The sequence below is a fragment of the Methylobacterium fujisawaense genome, from assembly GCF_039619325.1.
GTDB lineage: Bacteria > Pseudomonadota > Alphaproteobacteria > Rhizobiales > Beijerinckiaceae > Methylobacterium > Methylobacterium fujisawaense.
Genome location: NZ_CP155000.1, coordinates 6,324,043 through 6,340,797 on the forward strand (window position 1 = coordinate 6,324,043; position 16,755 = coordinate 6,340,797).

Sequence of the window (16,755 nt, forward strand, 5' to 3'; positions counted from 1 at the left end):
AAGCAGACGGCGCCGCCCCCCCGGGGCGGCGCCGCTCGCGTTCGGGCCGCCCCGCGCGACCGGTGCGGTCAGGGAGCGACGGAGGGGCCGGAACCGGCCTCGGTCGGCATCAGTCTCTCGACGTAGTCGCAGGCGTCGATGATGGCGTCGGAGCTCCCCGCCATCCGTGCCCGGGCCGCCGCGCAGGCCCGCGCCACGGCGGGATCGGCGAGCAGCCGGCCCAGCACCCGCGCCGCCCGTGCGGGACGGAAGGCGCGGCGGCTCAGGGTGGCGCCGAGATCGCGGTCCTTCAGCCGCCGCCCCTCGTCGAAATGGTCGAAAGCCACGGGCACCACGAGCTGCGGGATCCCCGCGGCCAAAGCCTGCGCCACCGTGCCGACGCCCCCGTGATGAACCAGGGCCGCGCTGCGCGGCAACAGGGCGCTCAGGGGCGCGTAGGGCAGGTGGATGATCCCGGCCGGAAGCGGCTTCGGGATCTGGCCGCCCTGGGGAGCGAGCAGGACGCCGCGCCGGTTCATCCGCCGGCACAGCCGCACCGCGGTGGCAAAGAAGCCGGCCCCCTGGCGCATGGCCGAGCCGTAGGTGAACACGATCGGCGGGTCGCCCGCCGCGAGGAACGCCTCCAGCTCCGGCGGCATGGCCGCCACGTCGCCGAACCGGTCGACCAGCGGGAAGCCGAGCTGCACCGCCTGACCCGGCCAGTCGGCCTGCGGCTCCGCGTACCAGTCGGGGAACATGAGGAGCATGCCGGTCGGGCTGTTCCACCAGTGACGCAGCCGGTAGACCGGATCGAGGCCGAGGCGGGCCCGCAGGGCGTTGAGCGGCGGCAGCGTGAACGGGCCGACCGCCACCTTGTCGACGCCGAGATTCACGTAGGCCCGCAGGGAGGCCGGCAGGACGCGCGGCAGCGGCAGGCCCGGCAGGCGCGGCGGATCGTACCGGCTCTCGATCAGGAACGGCATGACGTGCAGCGTCGCGGTCGGGAGATCATACAGATCCTGCGCGAGCCGGGCGCCCCAACCCAGCGGCGAGGCGACCACCCGCAGGTCGATCCCCCGGGCGCGGGTCGCACCGAGCCACAGGCAGGCCGGCTCGGCCACCTGCAGGGCGTAATCGAACATCGGGCGGAAGCCCTGCTGCGGGTGCCACAGATCCGGCTGGCGGATCACCGCCTCGTAATCCGCGACCGTACCCAGGGGCTGGAAGGCGAGTCCGGCCCGGCGGGCCATCGCCTCGAAGGGCGCCGGGGCCGCCAGCGAGACGCCGTGACCGCGCTTCAGGAGTTCGTGACCCAGCGCGATGAACGGCAGCACGTCACCGTGCGTGCCGACGGCCACGAGGGCGACGTCGAACCGTTCGACCGTCCGGTGCGCGGGAATGGCTTACTCCTTCGAACCCCCCAAGCGGTGACGAGCTCGTCTCGAAGGCGGGGCATGCCAGCCCGCCCGATCCGCATCAAGACACTTTTTACTGTACCGATAAGCGGGCGCCGGTTTGTGGCCCGAACGCCCTTCCATTGGAACAAAACATGAACATACTAGGACCGGAACACGGGAGGCAGATCGATGCTGAAGCGGTTGGTCCTGACCGGGATGGTCGAGTTCATGGCGTTCGGGCTGTTGTTCGCGGCGGTCGGCGCCTGGGCGATAGCCTTGGCACCGGTTCGTTAGCCGGATTTTTCCAAGGCGCCCCCGGTTCCTGCGATGGGCGGGTTATGCACAGGCGATCCGCCCGGCGCGGCCGATAATCCACAGGCCTGGCCCGAACTGCTGCTTCCGGGGCACGACCGGTGGATATCGCCTTTCGTCGGCCCGGCACACGTCGACTTGGAGCCGGCGAGCGGGGATGCTGGCCGACCCCGGAACAAGGTCGGCCATGCCACGCCAGCTCAAGGAGGTCGGATTCGTCCACCTCCACGTCCACTCGTCCTATTCCCTGCTCGAAGGGGCGCTGAAGGTCGGCTCCCTGATCAAGGCCGCGGTCGCCGACCGGCAGCCGGCCCTGGCGCTGACCGACACCAACAACCTGTTCGGGGCCCTCGAATTCTCCGAGAAGGCGGCCGGCGAGGGCGTCCAGCCGATCGCCGGCATCCAGCTTTCGGTGGCGTTCGAGGCCGCTGATCCGCACCAGCGCCAAGCGCCGACGCACCATGGCATCGTGCTCCTGGCCCAGGACGAGGCCGGCTACGCCAACCTGCTGCGGCTGGCGAGCCGCGCCTATTTCGACACGGCGCTCGGCGAAGCGCCGCGCCTGGACGCCGCGGCCCTCGTCGGAGCCTCGGAGGGACTGATCGCCCTCACCGGCGGCCTGTCGGGGCCCCTCGATGCCGCCTTCCGGGCCGGGCGGCCGGAACTGGCCCTCGGCCGCCTGCAGCGGCTGAAGGAGGCATTCGGCGAGGACCGGCTCTACGTCGAGTTGCAGCGCCACGGCCTGCCCGAGGAGGGGCGGGTCGAGACCGCACTTCTCGACCTTGCCGGCCGCCACGGCCTCGGGATCGTCGCCACCAACGAGCCCTACTTCGCCAAGCCCGACGATTACGACGCCCACGATGCCCTGCTGGCCATCGCGGAGGGTCGCGTCGTCTCCGACGAGCGCCGCCGCCGGCTGACGCCGAGCCACGCCTTCAAGACCCGCGCCGAGATGGCCGCGCTGTTCCGCGACCTGCCGGACGCGCTCCAGGCCACCGTCGAGATCGCCATGCGCTGCGCCGTGCGGGCGCGGACCCGCAAGCCGATCCTGCCGAATTTCGGCGCCGTGGCGGCGGGCGAGACGCCTCCCATGGCGGAGGCCCTGGCGGAGGCGGCGGACACGGGCGTGCAGGCGGTCTCGGCCGACGAGCCGACCGAGTTGCGCCGGCAGGCGGAGGCCGGGCTGGAGCTGCGCCTGAAGCAGCACGGCACGGCGCCGGGCTTCTCGGAGGAGGATTACCGCAAGCGCCTCGCCTTCGAACTCGACGTCATCGTGTCGATGAAGTTCCCGGGCTACTTCCTGATCGTCTCGGACTTCATCAAGTGGGCCAAGGACCACGACATCCCCGTCGGTCCGGGCCGCGGCTCCGGCGCCGGCTCGCTGGTGGCGTGGTCGCTGCTGATCACCGACCTCGACCCGCTGCGCTTCGGCCTGCTGTTCGAGCGCTTCCTCAACCCCGAGCGCGTCTCGATGCCGGATTTCGACATCGACTTCTGCGTCGAGGGCCGCGAGCGGGTGATCCGCTACGTGCAGCAGCGCTACGGCGAGGGGCAGGTCGGGCAGATCATCACCTTCGGCACCCTGCTCGCCCGCGGCGTGCTGCGCGATGTCGGCCGCGTGCTGGAGATGCCCTACGGGCAGGTCGACAAGCTGACCAAGCTGGTGCCGCAGAACCCCGCCAACCCGGTGACCCTCGCCCAGGCGATCGAGGGCGAGCCGAAGCTCCAGCAGGCCATGGAGGAGGAGCCCATCGTCGGCCGGCTCATCGACATCGCCAAGAAGCTGGAGGGCCTGCACCGCCACGCCTCGACCCACGCGGCCGGCGTGGTGATCGGCGACCGGCCGCTGGAGGAGCTGGTCCCGCTCTACCGCGACCCGAAGACCGGCATGCGGGTGACCCAGTTCAACATGAAGTGGGTCGAGCAGGCCGGGCTGGTGAAGTTCGACTTCCTGGGCCTCAAAACCCTGACCATGCTGCGCTGCTGCACCGATCTCCTGAAGCAGCGCGGCATCGAGATCGACCTCGCGTCGCTGCCGCTCGACGATCCGAACACCTATGGGCCGATGGGCCGGGGCGAGACGGTCGGCGTGTTCCAGGTGGAATCGGCCGGCATGCGCAAGGCGCTCTGCGAAATGCAGGCCGACCGGCTGGAGGACATCATCGCCCTGGTGGCGCTCTACCGGCCGGGCCCGATGGCCAACATCCCGGTCTATTGCGAGCGCAAGCTCGGCCGCGACGCCGGCAATGAGGCGACGTGGTACCCGGATCCCAAGCTGGAGCCGATGCTGAAGGAGACCTTCGGCATCATCGTCTACCAGGAACAGGTGATGGAGATCGCCAAGGTCCTGGCCGGCTACTCGCTCGGCGAGGCCGACATGCTCCGGCGCGCGATGGGCAAGAAGATCCGCGCCGAGATGGACGCGCAGCGCGACCGGTTCCTGAAGGGCTGCACCGAGCGCGGGCTGACCAAGGCCAAGGCCAACGAGATCTTCGACCTTCTGGCGAAGTTCGCCGATTACGGCTTCAACAAGAGCCACGCGGCGGCCTACGCGCTGCTGACCTACCAGACCGCCTATCTCAAGGCGAACTTCCCGGTCGAGTTCCTGGCCGCCGCCATGACCCTCGACATCGACAACACCGACAAGCTCGCCGAATTCCGCCAGGACGCCCAGCGCCTCAAGATCACGGTGGAGCCGCCCTCGATCAACACCTCCGGCGAGGTGTTCGAGGTGCGCGAAGGCAAGATCTTCTACGCGCTCGCCGCCATCAAGGGCGTCGGCCGGGAGGCGGTGCGGGCGTTGGTGGAGGCCCGCGGCGACCGACCGTTCAAGGACCTGGCCTGTCTCGCCCGCCGCCTCAACCCGCGGCAGATCAACAAGCGCACCCTGGAGAGCCTCGTCCAGGCCGGGGCACTCGACTGCATCGAGCCGGACCGGGCCCGGGCCTTCGCGGCGGTGGAACCGATGATGAAGCTCGCCGCCAGCGCGGCGGAGGCGGAATCGGCCGGCGTCACCGACATGTTCGGCGGCGTGGTGGCGGACGACGTGTCCCTGCGGATCCCGCCCCACGAGATCTGGCCGATGGCCGACACGTTGAAGCGGGAATACGCGGCGATCGGGTTCTTCATCTCCGGTCATCCGCTGGACGAGTACGGCGACCTGCTCGACAAGCTGCGGGTGCAGAGCTGGACCGATTTCTGCCGCGCGGTGCGGGCCGGGACCTCCAGCGTCGGCCGGGTGGCGGCCTCCGTGCTCGACCGGGCGGAGCGGCGCACCAAGACCGGCAACAAGATGGGCATCGTCACCCTCTCGGACCGGACCGCGCATTTCGAGGCGATCATCTTCTCCGAGGGACTCGGCCAGTACCGCGACATCCTGGAGCCGGGCCGCCCGCTGGTGCTGCAGCTCCAGGCGAATTTGGAGGGCGAGGATGTCCGCGCCCGGATCCTCACCGCGGAGCCCCTCGACCAGGCGGTGGCCCGCCACCAGAAGGGGATCCGCATCCACCTGAGCGACCCGCGCGGCGTCGCCCCCGTGCAGCAGCGCCTGTCGATGCGCGGCGAGAGCGAGGTCTCCCTGATCCTCAAGCTCGACGGCGGCAGCCGCGAGGTGGAGATCCGCCTGCCCGGCAAGTTCCAGGCGACGCCGACGCTCGCAGGCCAGCTCCGGACCGTGCCGGGGGTGGTGCAGGTGGAGGTGAGCTAGAACGGGGCCGCCAGGCAGCCGGTGAGGGCGCCCTTCAGCGCGGCGGCGTCGCTCTCCGCCACCGTGAACACCGCCGTAAGGGCCGGATCGCCGGAGCGCGGGCTCGCCTGCGTCCAGGTGAGCTTGGTGCCGGGCTGGGTGAGCGCCACGGCGAGGCCGCGCAGCGGATCCTCGCCGCGGCGGGCGCCCGTCACCGTCAGGGTGAAGCCCGAATCCGCCCCGGTCGCCGCGCCCTGCACGGGCATCCGCATGGAGCGCACGCTGCCGGCACTGGAGACGAGGATGCCGGTGAGCGGCGTCGCGCTGCCGGAGCCTTCGAGCCCGGCGAAGTCGAAGCGCGGCGCCAGCTCGGCGAAGCGCGGCAGCGTCAGCGCCGCCGACAGGCCGGTCCCGCCCGGATCACAGGCGAGGTAAAGGGTCGCCGGACGCTGATCCGTCCCCAGGTCGGCAGTGCCGGTGAGGTTCGCGCCGCCACCGGGCGCCCGGGTGCCGCCGGCGAGCAGCGGCGTCCGCCCGGTGAGGATGTCGGACAGCCTGTCGCCGCGGCTCAGCGGCCCCGCCAGGAGAGCCACGGCGGCGATGCCGACGACCGCCAGGGCTACGCCGATCCGGAGCCGCATCTCATCCTCCACCTGTGGACATCCCGGGCCGGCGGCATAGACGATCGCGGCCGGCCCGCAACCCTTCCTTCACCACGTCCGCAGGAACCAGGCCGCGATCCCGTCCGTGTGCACCGCAGCAACTCCTTAAAAAGCGATCGATCCTATGCACCGGCGCTCAAGCTTGAGCGTCGCCATGCGCACGAAGATCCTGCTCGCCCTCACCCTGCTGGTCTACGTCACCACCGGCCGCGCCCCCGGGATCCGGGAGCCGCGCAATCCGGATGCCGAGCATGCGGGCGGACGTGTCGCCGTGGTGATGAAGCGGGCCTGGACCTGAACCTCACGCCCCCGGAGCGCAGGCCCTGAGCCGCGCGGCCACGAGGGCCTGGAGATTCCAGAGATGGCGGTCGCGGATGCCGAGGCGCTCGCAGGCGTCCACGGTCCGGAACAGGTATTCGGCGCTCGGTCCCTTGTGCCCGCAGGCGGCGGCGATCTTTTCCGCGATTTCGGCGTCCGAGAGGCGGCCGGCGTAGCGGTCGCTGGCGCGGTTGGCCAGGAAGGTCAGCGCCGACACGGTCCCGGTCTCGGTGGCGACCGGCAGCCAGCGAGCGACGTAGCCGCGGCCCCGCATCTCCCGGCGCCAGACCGGCATCAGCGCCTCGCGGATCTCCATCCCGGGCAGGCGGAACACGACGCCCCGGCAGAGGCCGCCGCGGTCCAGCGCCAGGACGAAGCCCGGCCGCTCCGGCGTGCCGCGGAACCGGCGCTGCAGCAGGCAGAACCGGCGGTGGAAGCCGCGCACCGTCCCGATCCGGCGCTCGGCGACCTCGAATTCCGGATTCCACATCAGCGAGCCGTAGGCGAAGACCCAGAGATCGCAGCCCTCGCGCCCGGCGACGATCGCCTCCAGGCCCGGGCGCAACTCCGAATCCGACAGCACGTCGAGGGCGCTCGGGTCGTCGGGGACCGGGACGGAATGCGCGCGGGCGATCAGGTCGAGGCTGAGGTCGAGGGTGCGGGCGGGCGCGCAGGGCATGGCCCTCAACGCAGCCGCCTCACGGCTTGTTGCCCAGCGCGTCGAGTTCGGGGAAGGGCCGGGTGCGGTGGCCGGTGCAGACCTCGTCGTCGTCGAGCACCGTGAGCCGGTCGGCCTCGTAGAGCAACGTCACCTTCGGGCGCTCGGGCTTGCCGAAGGTCCGGCCGTACATCCGGCCCGACACGCAGTAGATCACCCGGCCGCCATCCGCGATCGGCCCGGCGATCCGGCTGCCCTCGAAGCGCACCGGCAGCAGCGAGATCGAACCGAAGGCGACCTGCTTGAGCGCCAGGGCGGCGATCCGCTGGAGGAGGGCCGGGGAGGGCACGTCCTCGGCCGCGGGCTTCGGTTTGCGCGGCCCGGCCTGCGCGCCGGCGGAGGCGAGGGCGAAGATGATGGCAAGAGCGGCGCGGGGCGGCATCGGCCTTCGCTATCCGGCCAAGGCTGCCTGAGGCTGGACAGCGCCGAAGGCTGCGGGTCCCTATATGAGGAGAACGAGCGGCACGCGCCCGTCGCGCGCCGCGCCCCTTTCACCTCACGACGCGACGTTCGATGCAATGGACCGACGACGCCCTGGTGCTCGGCCTGCGCCGGCACGGGGAGACCGGCGTCATCCTGGAGGCGATGACCGAGGCCCATGGACGCCATCTTGGCCTCGTCCATGGCGGACGCTCGCGGCGGATGCAGCCGGTGCTCCAGCCCGGCAACCGGGTCCGGCTGACCTGGCGGGCGCGCCTCGACGAGGGCCTCGGCGCCTACGCGGTGGAGCCCCTCGAGTCGCAGGTCTCCCGGCTGATCGGATCGAGCCTGGCCCTATACGGCATCGGACACCTCGCGGCGCTGCTGCGGCTCCTCCCCGAGCGCGACCCGCATCCGGCGCTCTACGCGGCGGCGGGGATCCTCGTCGAGCACCTCGACGACCCCGCCATCGCGCCGCCCCTGATGGTGCGGTTCGAGTTGGCCATCCTGTCGGAGCTCGGTTTCGGCCTGGACCTGACAGCCTGCGCCGCCACCGGCGGCAACGACGCCCTCGCCTACGTCTCGCCGAAGAGCGGCCGGGCGGTCAGCGCCTCGGCGGGCGAGCCCTATCGGGACCGTCTTCTCGCGCTTCCAACCTTCCTGCTCGCCGGCGGATCCCCGGGTCCGGACGGCGTTGCCCAAGGGTTTACCTTGACGGGGTACTTCCTCGACCGGCACGTCTGGGGCCCTCGGGGCCTCGCGCCGTCCGAGGAGCGGGCGCGATTCGTTGCGCTCGGCCGAGAGGCCGGGTAATGTTCGCGCTATGTTCTAATCGCGCCCGGGTCTGAGCGCGGCTCAACCCGGGCTGTGTCATCCCGTCGTTTCGGGGCCGCGAAGCGGAGCCCGGAATCCAGAATCGCTCGGCCCGCAAGGTTCGTCCGCCTCCTCGGACAGGGTCGGTGGTTCTGGATTCCGGGCTCGCCTTCGGTGCCCCGGACTGACGAACCATCCGGAAAGGCGGCGCTGCCGGTCGGCGGCCCCGCCCTGAGACAGGAGCCGTCATGGGCCAGCCCTTCGAGCCGCCGTCCGGCGACGGGATCGAGAGCGTCGAGCTGAAATCCGCGCTGGAAGAGCGCTACCTCGCCTATGCGCTGTCCACGATCATGCACCGGGCGCTGCCGGATGCCCGCGACGGGCTGAAGCCCGTGCATCGGCGCATCCTCTACGGGATGCGGCTGCTGCGCCTCGACCCCAACACCGCGCACAAGAAATGCGCCAAGATCGTCGGCGACGTGATGGGTGACTTCCACCCGCACGGCGACCAGGCGATCTACGACGCCCTGGTGCGGCTTTCCCAGGACTTCGCCCAGCGCTACCCGCTGGTCGACGGGCAGGGCAATTTCGGCAACATCGACGGCGACGGTCCGGCCGCCTACCGCTACACCGAGGCGCGGCTCACCGAGGTCGCCCGCCTCCTGCTCGACGGGATCGACGAGGACACCGTCGATTTCCGGCCGTCCTACAACGGCGAGAAGGAGGAGCCGATCGTCCTGCCGGCGGCCTTCCCGAACCTGCTCGCCAACGGCAGCCAGGGCATCGCGGTCGGCATGGCGACCTCGATCCCGCCGCACAACGCCGCCGAGCTGTGCGACGCGGCGCTCTACCTGATCAACCATCCCGAGGCGACGTCCGGGCAGCTCGCGAAGTTCGTGCAGGGGCCGGACTTCCCGACCGGCGGCATCTTGGTGGATTCGGCCGAGTCGATCGCCGAGGCCTACCGCACCGGCCGCGGTGCCTTCCGGGTCCGCGCCCGCTGGACCAAGGAGGATCTCGGCCGCGGCACCTGGAACATCGTCGTCACCGAGATCCCCTACGGCATCCCGAAGGGCCGGCTGATCGAGAAGATGGCCGAGCTGCTGCAGGAGAAGAAGCTGCCGCTGCTCGCCGACGTGCGGGATGAATCCGCCGAGGACGTGCGTGTCGTGCTGGAGCCGCGCTCGCGCACGGTGGATCCGGTGATCCTGATGGAATCGCTGTTCCGGCTCACCGAGCTGGAGGCGCGGATCCCGCTCAACCTCAACGTCCTGGTCGGCGGCCTCGTGCCGAAGGTGATCGGGCTCGCCGAGTGCCTGCGGGAATGGGTCGACCACCGCCGCGTCGTCCTGCAGCGCCGCTCGCGCTACCGCCTCGGCCAGATCGACCGCCGCCTGGAGATCCTGGGCGGGTTGCTCATCGTCTATCTCGACCTCGACGAGGTGATCCGCATCATCCGCGAGGAGGACGAGCCGAAGGCCGCCCTGATGGCCCGTTTCGCGCTGACCGAGATCCAGGCCAACGCCATCCTCGACACCCGCCTGCGCAGCTTGCGCAAGCTGGAGGAGATGGAGTTGAAGCGCGAGTTCGACGCGCTCACCGCCGAGAAGGCCGAGATCGACGCCCTGCTCGCCTCCGAGCCGGCGCAGTGGAAGACGATCCAGGCGCAGATCCGCGCCGTGAAGAAGACCTTCGGGCCCGAGACCAAGCTCGGCAAGCGCCGCACGACGCTGGCGAGCCCCCCGGATGTCGGTGGCATCGACTTCACCGCGGCCCTGGTCGAGCGCGAGCCGATCACCGTGATCGTCTCCACCAAGGGCTGGATCCGGGCGCTCAAGGGCCACGTCGCCGACCTCTCGGGCGTTGCGTTCAAGGGCGACGACACCCTGAAGATCGCCTTCCCCACCGAGACCACGCAGAAGATCCTGCTGCTCGCCACGAACGGCAAGGTGTTCACGCTGGAAGCCTCGAAGCTGCCGGGCGGGCGCGGCTTCGGCGACCCGGTGCGGCTGATGGCCGACCTCGACGACGGCACCGAGATCGTGGCGGCGCTGCCCTACCGGCCCGAGACCAAGCTGCTGATCGCGGGCTCGGACGGGCGCGGCTTCGTGGCGCCCGCCGACGCGCTGGTGGCCAACACCCGCAAGGGCAAGAACGTGCTGGGCCTCGACGGCGACGCCACCGCGGCGGTGCTGGTGCCGGCCGAGGGCGACCACGTCGCGGTGGTCAACACGGAAAAGCTGCTGCTGATCTTCCCGATCTCCGAGGTGGCCGAACTCGCCCGCGGCAAGGGCGTGCGCCTCCAGCGCTGCCGCAGCGGCGGGCTGCTCGACGCGCACGTGTTCAAGCTGGCGGACGGCCTGCCCTGGCAGGACGGCTCACCGGAGGGCCGGCTCGCCAACGCGTCGGTGCTGGAGAAGTGGCTCGGCCACCGCGCCGAGGTCGGGCTGATGATGGCGCGCAGCTTCCCGAAATTCGAACGGTTCGGGCGCTGAAGCGGGGCCGACTGAAAGAGGACGGCCATACGCACGTCCGTTCATGTAGGCGCGACAGGCTCCCTCTCCCGTTCGGGAGAGGGTTGGGGTGAGGGTCGAGAAGGATCAGAATAGACCCCGTCATCGACGCGCGTTTGGGTCGCGCCTCTTCCGGATCGTTCTCATCCCTCACCCTGTCCCTCTCCCGCCCGGGAGAGGGGACCCGCACCTCGTTCGGAGACGGTCTCAGCGCGAACGCTGATCGAGCCAGAGCGCGCCAAGGGCCACCACGCCGCCGATCGGAACCGCCAGAAGAAAGAGCTGGGCTGTCGTCACGGGCAAAGGGTCCGTGGTGCGTGCCACCCGCCCCCTGTAGGGCGCCATCCATGGCCCCACAACGACCATGGGGGCACCGGGTCGACCAGCCCCTCCGTCATCGCGAGCACAGCAAAGTGACTCAGGGCTAGCGGCATACGTTAGCGTGGTGCCGACTGGATTGCTTCGCTCCGCTCGCAAGGACAGCGGCGCCGAAGCGACGGGTTAGCACCCCTATCACCGCGCCTTCACAGCCGCCTCGTCCGCCGCCCAGAGGTGCTGCGCCGCGTAGGCCCGGAACGGGCGCCACGCCTCGGCCCGGGCCAGGAGCGCCGCCGGGCTCGGACGCCCGGTGCGGCTCTCCAGCGCTCGCAGCAGGCCGACATCGCCCACCGGCAGGGCGTCGGGCAGCTTGAGCGCCCGCATGGCGATGTACTGCGCCGTCCAGGGACCGATCCCGCGGATCGCCGTGAAGCGGAGCACCGCGGCCTCCAGCGACTCCGCCGGGGCGAACAGGTCCGGATCGGCCAAAGCCGCCGCGGCCAGCGCCCGGATCGCCGCGCCGCGGGCCCGCGGCATGTTGAGCGCCAGGGCGATATCCGCCTCGACCAGATCCGCCGGCGTGGGAAAGACGTGGGTCAGCCCGCCCATCGGCTCCGCGAGGGGCGTCCCGAACGCCGCCACCAGCTTGCCCGCGAGCCCGATCGCGGCCGCCACAGAGACCTGCTGACCGAGGATCGCCCGGCAGCCGGTCTCGAACGGGTCCCAGGCCCCGGGGAGGCGCAATCCCGGCCGCGCGGCGACGAGCGGGGCCAGGACCGGATCGCCGACAAGGCAGGCCGCGATGGCGCCGGGATCGGCGTCGCAGTCGAAGAGGCGGCGCAGGCGCCCCGCGACCGCCTCGGCGTGCCCCGCCTCGACGCCGCGCAGCGCGACGTGCAGGCAATCCGCGCCGGGCGCCACCGTCAGGAGCCCGTGCCGCCCCGCGATGCTGATCGTGCGGGCGTAGGCCGCCGCGGGATCGGCCGCCTCGACGCCCGGGATCGCCCGCTTGGCGAGGAACGCGCGGATCGCCGCCCAGTCGTAGGGCGGCCGGACGGGCAGGCGACGTTCGATCGCCCCCGCAAACACGAAGGGCGGCCTCTCGGCCGCCCCGTCGCTCGCGTCACAGGACAGGTGGTCCTGCCTCAGCCGCGCTGGTCGACCGGCACGTAGTCGCGCTGGGTCGGACCGACATAGAGCTGGCGGGGACGGCCGATCTTCTGCGACGGATCCTCGATCATCTCGGCCCACTGGGCGATCCAGCCGACCGTGCGGGCCACGGCGAACAGCACCGTGAACATGTCGGTCGGGAAGCCCATCGCCTTGAGGGTGATGCCCGAGTAGAAATCGATGTTCGGGTAGAGCTTCTTCTCGATGAAGTACTCGTCCTTGAGGGCGATCTGCTCCAGCTCCATGGCGACGTGGAGCAGCGGATCGTCGGTCTTGCCGAGCTCCTTCAGCACCTGATGGGTGGTGCTCTGCATGATCCGGGCGCGCGGGTCGTAGTTCTTGTAGACCCGGTGGCCGAAGCCCATCAGGCGGAACGGGTCGTTCTTGTCCTTGGCCTTGGCGACGTACTTGCCGACGTTCTCCGGGGTGCCGATCTCCATCAGCATCTTGAGCGCCGCCTCGTTGGCGCCGCCATGGGCCGGGCCCCACAGGCAGGCGATGCCGGCCGCGATGCAGGCGAAGGGGTTGGCGCCCGAGGAGCCCGCGAGCCGCACGGTCGAAGTCGAGGCGTTCTGCTCGTGGTCGGCGTGCAGGATGAAGATCTTGTCGAGCGCCCGGGCGAAGACCGGGTTCACCTCGTACTCCTCGCACGGCACCGCGTAGCACATGCGCAGGAAGTTCGAGGTATAGTCGAGGTCGTTCTTCGGGTACACGAAGGGCTGGCCGATCGAGTACTTGTAGGCCATCGCGGCGAGCGTCGGCATCTTGGCGATCATGCGGATCGACGCGATCAGCCGCTGGCTCTCGTCCGTGATGTCGGTCGAGTCGTGGTAGAAGGCCGAGAGGGCGCCCACCGAGGCGACCATCACGGCCATCGGGTGCGCGTCGCGGCGGAAGCCGGTGAAGAACCGGTTCATCTGGTCGTGCACCATGGTGTGGCGCGTGACCCGATACTCGAAATCGGCCCGCTGGGCGGCGGTCGGCAGGGCGCCGAACAGCATCAGGTAGCAGGTCTCGAGGAAGTCGCCCTTCTCGGCGAGCTGCTCGATCGGGTAGCCGCGATAGAGCAGCACGCCCTCGTCGCCGTCGATATAGGTGATCTTCGATTCGCAGGACGCCGTCGAGGTGAAGCCCGGGTCGAAGGTGAAGGCGCCGGTCTGGGCGTAGAGCTTGCCGATATCGATCACGTCCGGCCCGATCGTGCCGGATTTCACCGGCAGCTCGATCGACTTGCCGTCCACGGTGATGGTGCTGGGTGCGCTCATGGATCGTGGACCCTTCTCTGGCGACGTGGCGGATGCCGGGCTCGGGCTGCCCGAGTCGGTCCCGGGGGCCTGAGCACACGCATTATGCTGCGGGTGCTCACAGGCATGGGTTACCCAAACGGCACTGCAGCAGCAACGGGGTCGGTGACAACCCGACCCCGACGCCAAGCAAATTCCACCAAGCGCAATTCGAGCCGGGGCCGGCAGTTCCCCGGCTACGCCCGGTGGCTTCAGACCTGCGGCACCTGATCGCCCAGGCGGGCGAGGGTTTCCGCCCGACCGAGCACCGCCATCACGTCGAACAGGGGCGGGGAGGTGGTGCGGCCGGTCAGCGCCGCGCGCAGGGGCTGGGCCACCTGCCCGAGCTTGCAGCCGGCGTCCTCCGCGTACTGGCGGACCGCACCCTCGGTCGAGGCCGCATTCCAGTCCGGCAGCGCCTCGAGCACCGGCCGCACCCCGGCGAGGCGGGTGCGGCCCTCGTCGGAGAGGAGGGCGCGGGCCTTGTCGTCCAGCGCCAGCGGCCGCTGGGCGTAGAGGTAATAGGCGCTGTCGAGGAGCTCGATCAGCGTCTTGGCCCGCTCCTTCAGGCCCGGCATGGCCTGGGTGAGCTTGTCCTTGAGGTCGGGCTGCAGCGGCGCCGACAGGCCGCGTCCGGGACCGACATTGGGCAGGATCGTCTCGATCGCCGCGACGAGATCGGCATCGGTGCTGGTGCGGATGTAGAGGCCGTTGAGGTTGGCGAGCTTGGCGAAGTCGAACCGCGCCGCGGAGCGCCCCACCGCGCCGAGGTCGAAGGCCGCGACCATCTCCTCGGTGGAGAAGACCTCCTGGTCGCCGTGGCTCCAGCCGAGCCGCACGAGGTAGTTGCGCAGGGCCGCTGGCAGGTAGCCGAGATCGCGATAGGCCTCGACGCCGAGCGCCCCGTGGCGCTTCGAGAGCTTGGCTCCGTCCGCCCCGTGGATCAGCGGGATATGGGCCATCCGGGGAATGTCCCAGCCCAAGGCGGAAAAGATCTGGCTCTGGCGCGCCGCGTTGGTGAGGTGGTCGTCGCCGCGGATGATCTGCGTGACGCCCATGTCGTGGTCGTCGACCACCACGGCCAGCATGTAGGTCGGCGTCCCGTCCGAACGGAGCAGGACGAGGTCGTCGAGGTCCTTGTTGGCCCAGGTCACGCGGCCCTGGACGGCGTCCTCGACCACGGTCTCGCCCTCGGTCGGCGCGCGCAGGCGGATCACCGGCTTGACCCCCGCGGGGGCCTCGGACGGGTCGCGGTCGCGCCAACGGCCGTCGTAGCGGGGGGCGCGGCCCTCGGCCCGGGCGGTCTCCCGCATCGAGGTCAGCTCCTCGGCGGTGGCATAGCAATGGTAGGCACGGCCGGCTGCCAGCAGTTCCTCGGCCACGGCCCGGTGGCGCTCGGCCCGGGCGAACTGGAACACCACGTCCCCGTCCCAGTCGAGGCCGAGCCAGGACAGGCCGTCGAGGATCGCGTCGATCGCGCCCTTGGTGGAGCGCTCCCGGTCGGTATCCTCGATGCGCAGCAGCATCTTGCCGCCGGTGTGGCGGGCGTAGAGCCAGTTGAACAACGCCGTGCGGGCCCCGCCGATATGCAGGTAGCCGGTGGGCGAGGGGGCGAAGCGCGTGACGACGGCTGAGGACATCGGTCCGGTATGTTCCGGGGCTGGTCGCGGACGGAGCGCGACGGACGGCGAAGGGGCGGCGGAGCGGCGAGGGGCTCGACAGGGCGCCCGTAGCACGAAGCACCGGCTGTAGCACGAGCCGGAGGATGCGTTAAGAATCGCCCGCAGAATCGCCCGGCCCCGAGACAGGTCGCGCGGAACGGGGCGGCGGCGATGCGGCGGATCGGCGCGAGGCTGGCGGGCGGCGCGGTGGTGCTGGCCGGCCCCCGCGCGCCCGCCCTCCCGGTCATCCGCCACTGGGTGGCCGAAGGCCTCGCCCGGGACGCCGAGCAGCGCCGGCTGTTCCCCTGGCTGGCGGTGGCCTTCGGCGGGGGAATCCTGGTCTATTTCGCGGCGACCGACGGCGCGCCGAGCCTGGCCGCGCCCCTTGTCGCCGCCGCCCTTGCCCTGGCGCCGATCCCGCTCCTCGGCGCGCGCCCGGCGGCGCTGGCGGCGGTGCTCGCGGTGGCGGCCGCGTTCCTCGGCTTCGCGGCGGCAGCCTGGCGGGTCGCGGAGGTCGCCGCCCCGGTCCTCACCCGCACCACCATCGGCCCCCTCATCGGAACGGTCGAGGCCCTGGACGAGCGCGAGGTCGGCGCCCGGCTGCTGATCCGGGTGGAGAGCTTCGCCGGCCTTGCGCCGGAGGCGCGGCCCGCCCGGGTGCGGGTGTCATTCCGCAAGACCCCGACACCGCTTCCCGGGGACGTCGTCGCCGCCACCGCCCGGTTGTTGCCACCCCCGGAGGCGGCCCGGCCCGGGGGCTACGATTTTGCCCGAGACGCCTACTTCCAGGGGATCGGCGCGGTGGGCTCCCTGGTCGGGGCGGTCACGATCCGGGCGCCGACCGAGCCGCCGCCCCTCCGCCTGCGGCTCGCCGCCGCGCTCGACGCGGCCCGGAACGGGCTCACCCGCCGGATCGCGGAGGCCGCCGGCGGCCAGGCGGGCGCGGTGGCGGCGGCCCTGGTGACCGGCAAGCGCGGCCTCATCGGCCCGGCGACCAACGATGCGCTGCGCGCCGCCGGAATCTACCACGTTGTGTTGATGTAGCGGGTTGGCCGGCAGGCTTTTTTCTCAGTCGATGCCCTCCCTGGCGCCCGACGGCTCGGGAACAGTGGGAACGATCTCCCGGGGGCCCGCGCCATACGTTCCGGCAGCCGCGGCGATCGATCTCGGTGGAAAGCGATGCCTTGGGCCCCGCCAAGCCTACGGGGAGGGGGTGACGTCGATCGCCGTTCCCAACGGCTCGGCTTGCGCACGAAGGAACACGCTTCGGGGATGCGACCCCTCAAGCTACTCGTGCCGGACAGTTGCCACCTCGGGCAATTCCCCCAGGAACTCAACTTACGACGTGCCGACGAGCGGCGGCCGGCGCTGGGTTCCCATCCCAGAAGACGTTACCGAGAGGCCCGGCCGGGAGCGACCTCGACTGAGGATTGGGTGCCGAAGCCCCACCAGGGCAAGGGGCCCCGCCCCGGGCCCTTTCAGCGTCCTTGGGACAGCAAGCTGTCA

At 71.0% G+C, this 16,755-nt stretch carries 11 protein-coding genes and 1 pseudogene; 5 read left to right on the forward strand and 7 right to left on the reverse strand.

Features of this window, described 5'->3' with window-relative positions; genetic code table 11:
* Nucleotides 1-68 precede the first annotated feature (68 nt).
* Complete coding sequence (locus ABC766_RS30190) at nucleotides 69-1,337, reverse strand: glycosyltransferase (protein WP_043354256.1); 1,269 nt, start codon at nucleotides 1,335-1,337, stop codon at nucleotides 69-71.
* A 538-nt stretch (nucleotides 1,338-1,875) separates the two neighbouring features.
* On the opposite strand from ABC766_RS30190, the gene dnaE reads away from it, so the two are divergent.
* Nucleotides 1,876-5,394, forward strand: coding sequence for a DNA polymerase III subunit alpha (gene dnaE / locus ABC766_RS30195; RefSeq protein WP_342141802.1), 3,519 nt, complete (start codon nucleotides 1,876-1,878; stop codon nucleotides 5,392-5,394).
* Here dnaE and ABC766_RS30200 read toward each other — a convergent pair.
* Nucleotides 5,391-6,014, reverse strand: coding sequence for a hypothetical protein (locus ABC766_RS30200; protein WP_345820230.1), 624 nt, complete (start codon nucleotides 6,012-6,014; stop codon nucleotides 5,391-5,393). The genes dnaE and ABC766_RS30200 overlap by 4 nt on opposite strands.
* Nucleotides 6,015-6,189: 175 nt before the next feature.
* Here ABC766_RS30200 and ABC766_RS30205 point away from each other — a divergent pair, with 175 nt between their 5' ends.
* Nucleotides 6,190-6,333 carry a hypothetical protein gene (locus tag ABC766_RS30205; RefSeq protein ID WP_164706385.1) on the forward strand — a complete coding sequence of 48 codons (144 nt, stop codon included), beginning with the start codon at nucleotides 6,190-6,192 and terminating at the stop codon, nucleotides 6,331-6,333.
* A 3-nt stretch (nucleotides 6,334-6,336) separates the two neighbouring features.
* On the opposite strand, the gene ABC766_RS30210 is transcribed toward ABC766_RS30205, so the two are convergent.
* Both ABC766_RS30210 and ABC766_RS30215 read right to left on the reverse strand, forming a co-directional pair.
* Complete coding sequence (locus ABC766_RS30210) at nucleotides 6,337-7,032, reverse strand: gamma-glutamylcyclotransferase (protein ID WP_043757238.1); 696 nt, start codon at nucleotides 7,030-7,032, stop codon at nucleotides 6,337-6,339.
* A gap of 19 nt (nucleotides 7,033-7,051) precedes the next feature.
* Nucleotides 7,052-7,453, reverse strand: coding sequence for a hypothetical protein (locus ABC766_RS30215; RefSeq protein WP_179696583.1), 402 nt, complete (start codon nucleotides 7,451-7,453; stop codon nucleotides 7,052-7,054).
* 131 nt (nucleotides 7,454-7,584) lie between these two features.
* On the opposite strand from ABC766_RS30215, the gene recO reads away from it, so the two are divergent.
* Together recO and parC are read left to right on the forward strand one after the other, a co-directional pair.
* Nucleotides 7,585-8,304, forward strand: coding sequence for a DNA repair protein RecO (gene recO, locus ABC766_RS30220; RefSeq protein ID WP_043349601.1), 720 nt, complete (start codon nucleotides 7,585-7,587; stop codon nucleotides 8,302-8,304).
* 248 nt (nucleotides 8,305-8,552) lie between these two features.
* Nucleotides 8,553-10,799 carry a DNA topoisomerase IV subunit A gene (parC, locus tag ABC766_RS30225; protein ID WP_274927351.1) on the forward strand — a complete coding sequence of 749 codons (2,247 nt, stop codon included), beginning with the start codon at nucleotides 8,553-8,555 and terminating at the stop codon, nucleotides 10,797-10,799.
* Between the two features lie 531 nt (nucleotides 10,800-11,330).
* Here the strand turns inward: parC and ABC766_RS30230 are convergent.
* The 3 genes from ABC766_RS30230 to gltX form a co-directional block, all read right to left on the reverse strand.
* Nucleotides 11,331-12,224, reverse strand: coding sequence for a DNA-3-methyladenine glycosylase family protein (locus tag ABC766_RS30230; protein ID WP_342141805.1), 894 nt, complete (start codon nucleotides 12,222-12,224; stop codon nucleotides 11,331-11,333).
* Nucleotides 12,225-12,280: 56 nt separating this feature from the next.
* The gene (gene gltA / locus ABC766_RS30235; RefSeq protein WP_012319002.1) at nucleotides 12,281-13,570 is read right to left on the reverse strand and encodes a citrate synthase; all 1,290 of its coding nucleotides are present in this window, start codon (nucleotides 13,568-13,570) and stop codon (nucleotides 12,281-12,283) included.
* 230 nt (nucleotides 13,571-13,800) lie between these two features.
* Complete coding sequence (gene gltX / locus ABC766_RS30240) at nucleotides 13,801-15,228, reverse strand: glutamate--tRNA ligase (RefSeq protein WP_053608494.1); 1,428 nt, start codon at nucleotides 15,226-15,228, stop codon at nucleotides 13,801-13,803.
* Nucleotides 15,229-15,420: 192 nt separating this feature from the next.
* Here gltX and ABC766_RS30245 point away from each other — a divergent pair.
* Nucleotides 15,421-16,284: pseudogene (locus ABC766_RS30245) on the forward strand (DUF4131 domain-containing protein); the annotation flags it as partial.
* Nucleotides 16,285-16,755: the final 471 nt, after the last annotated feature.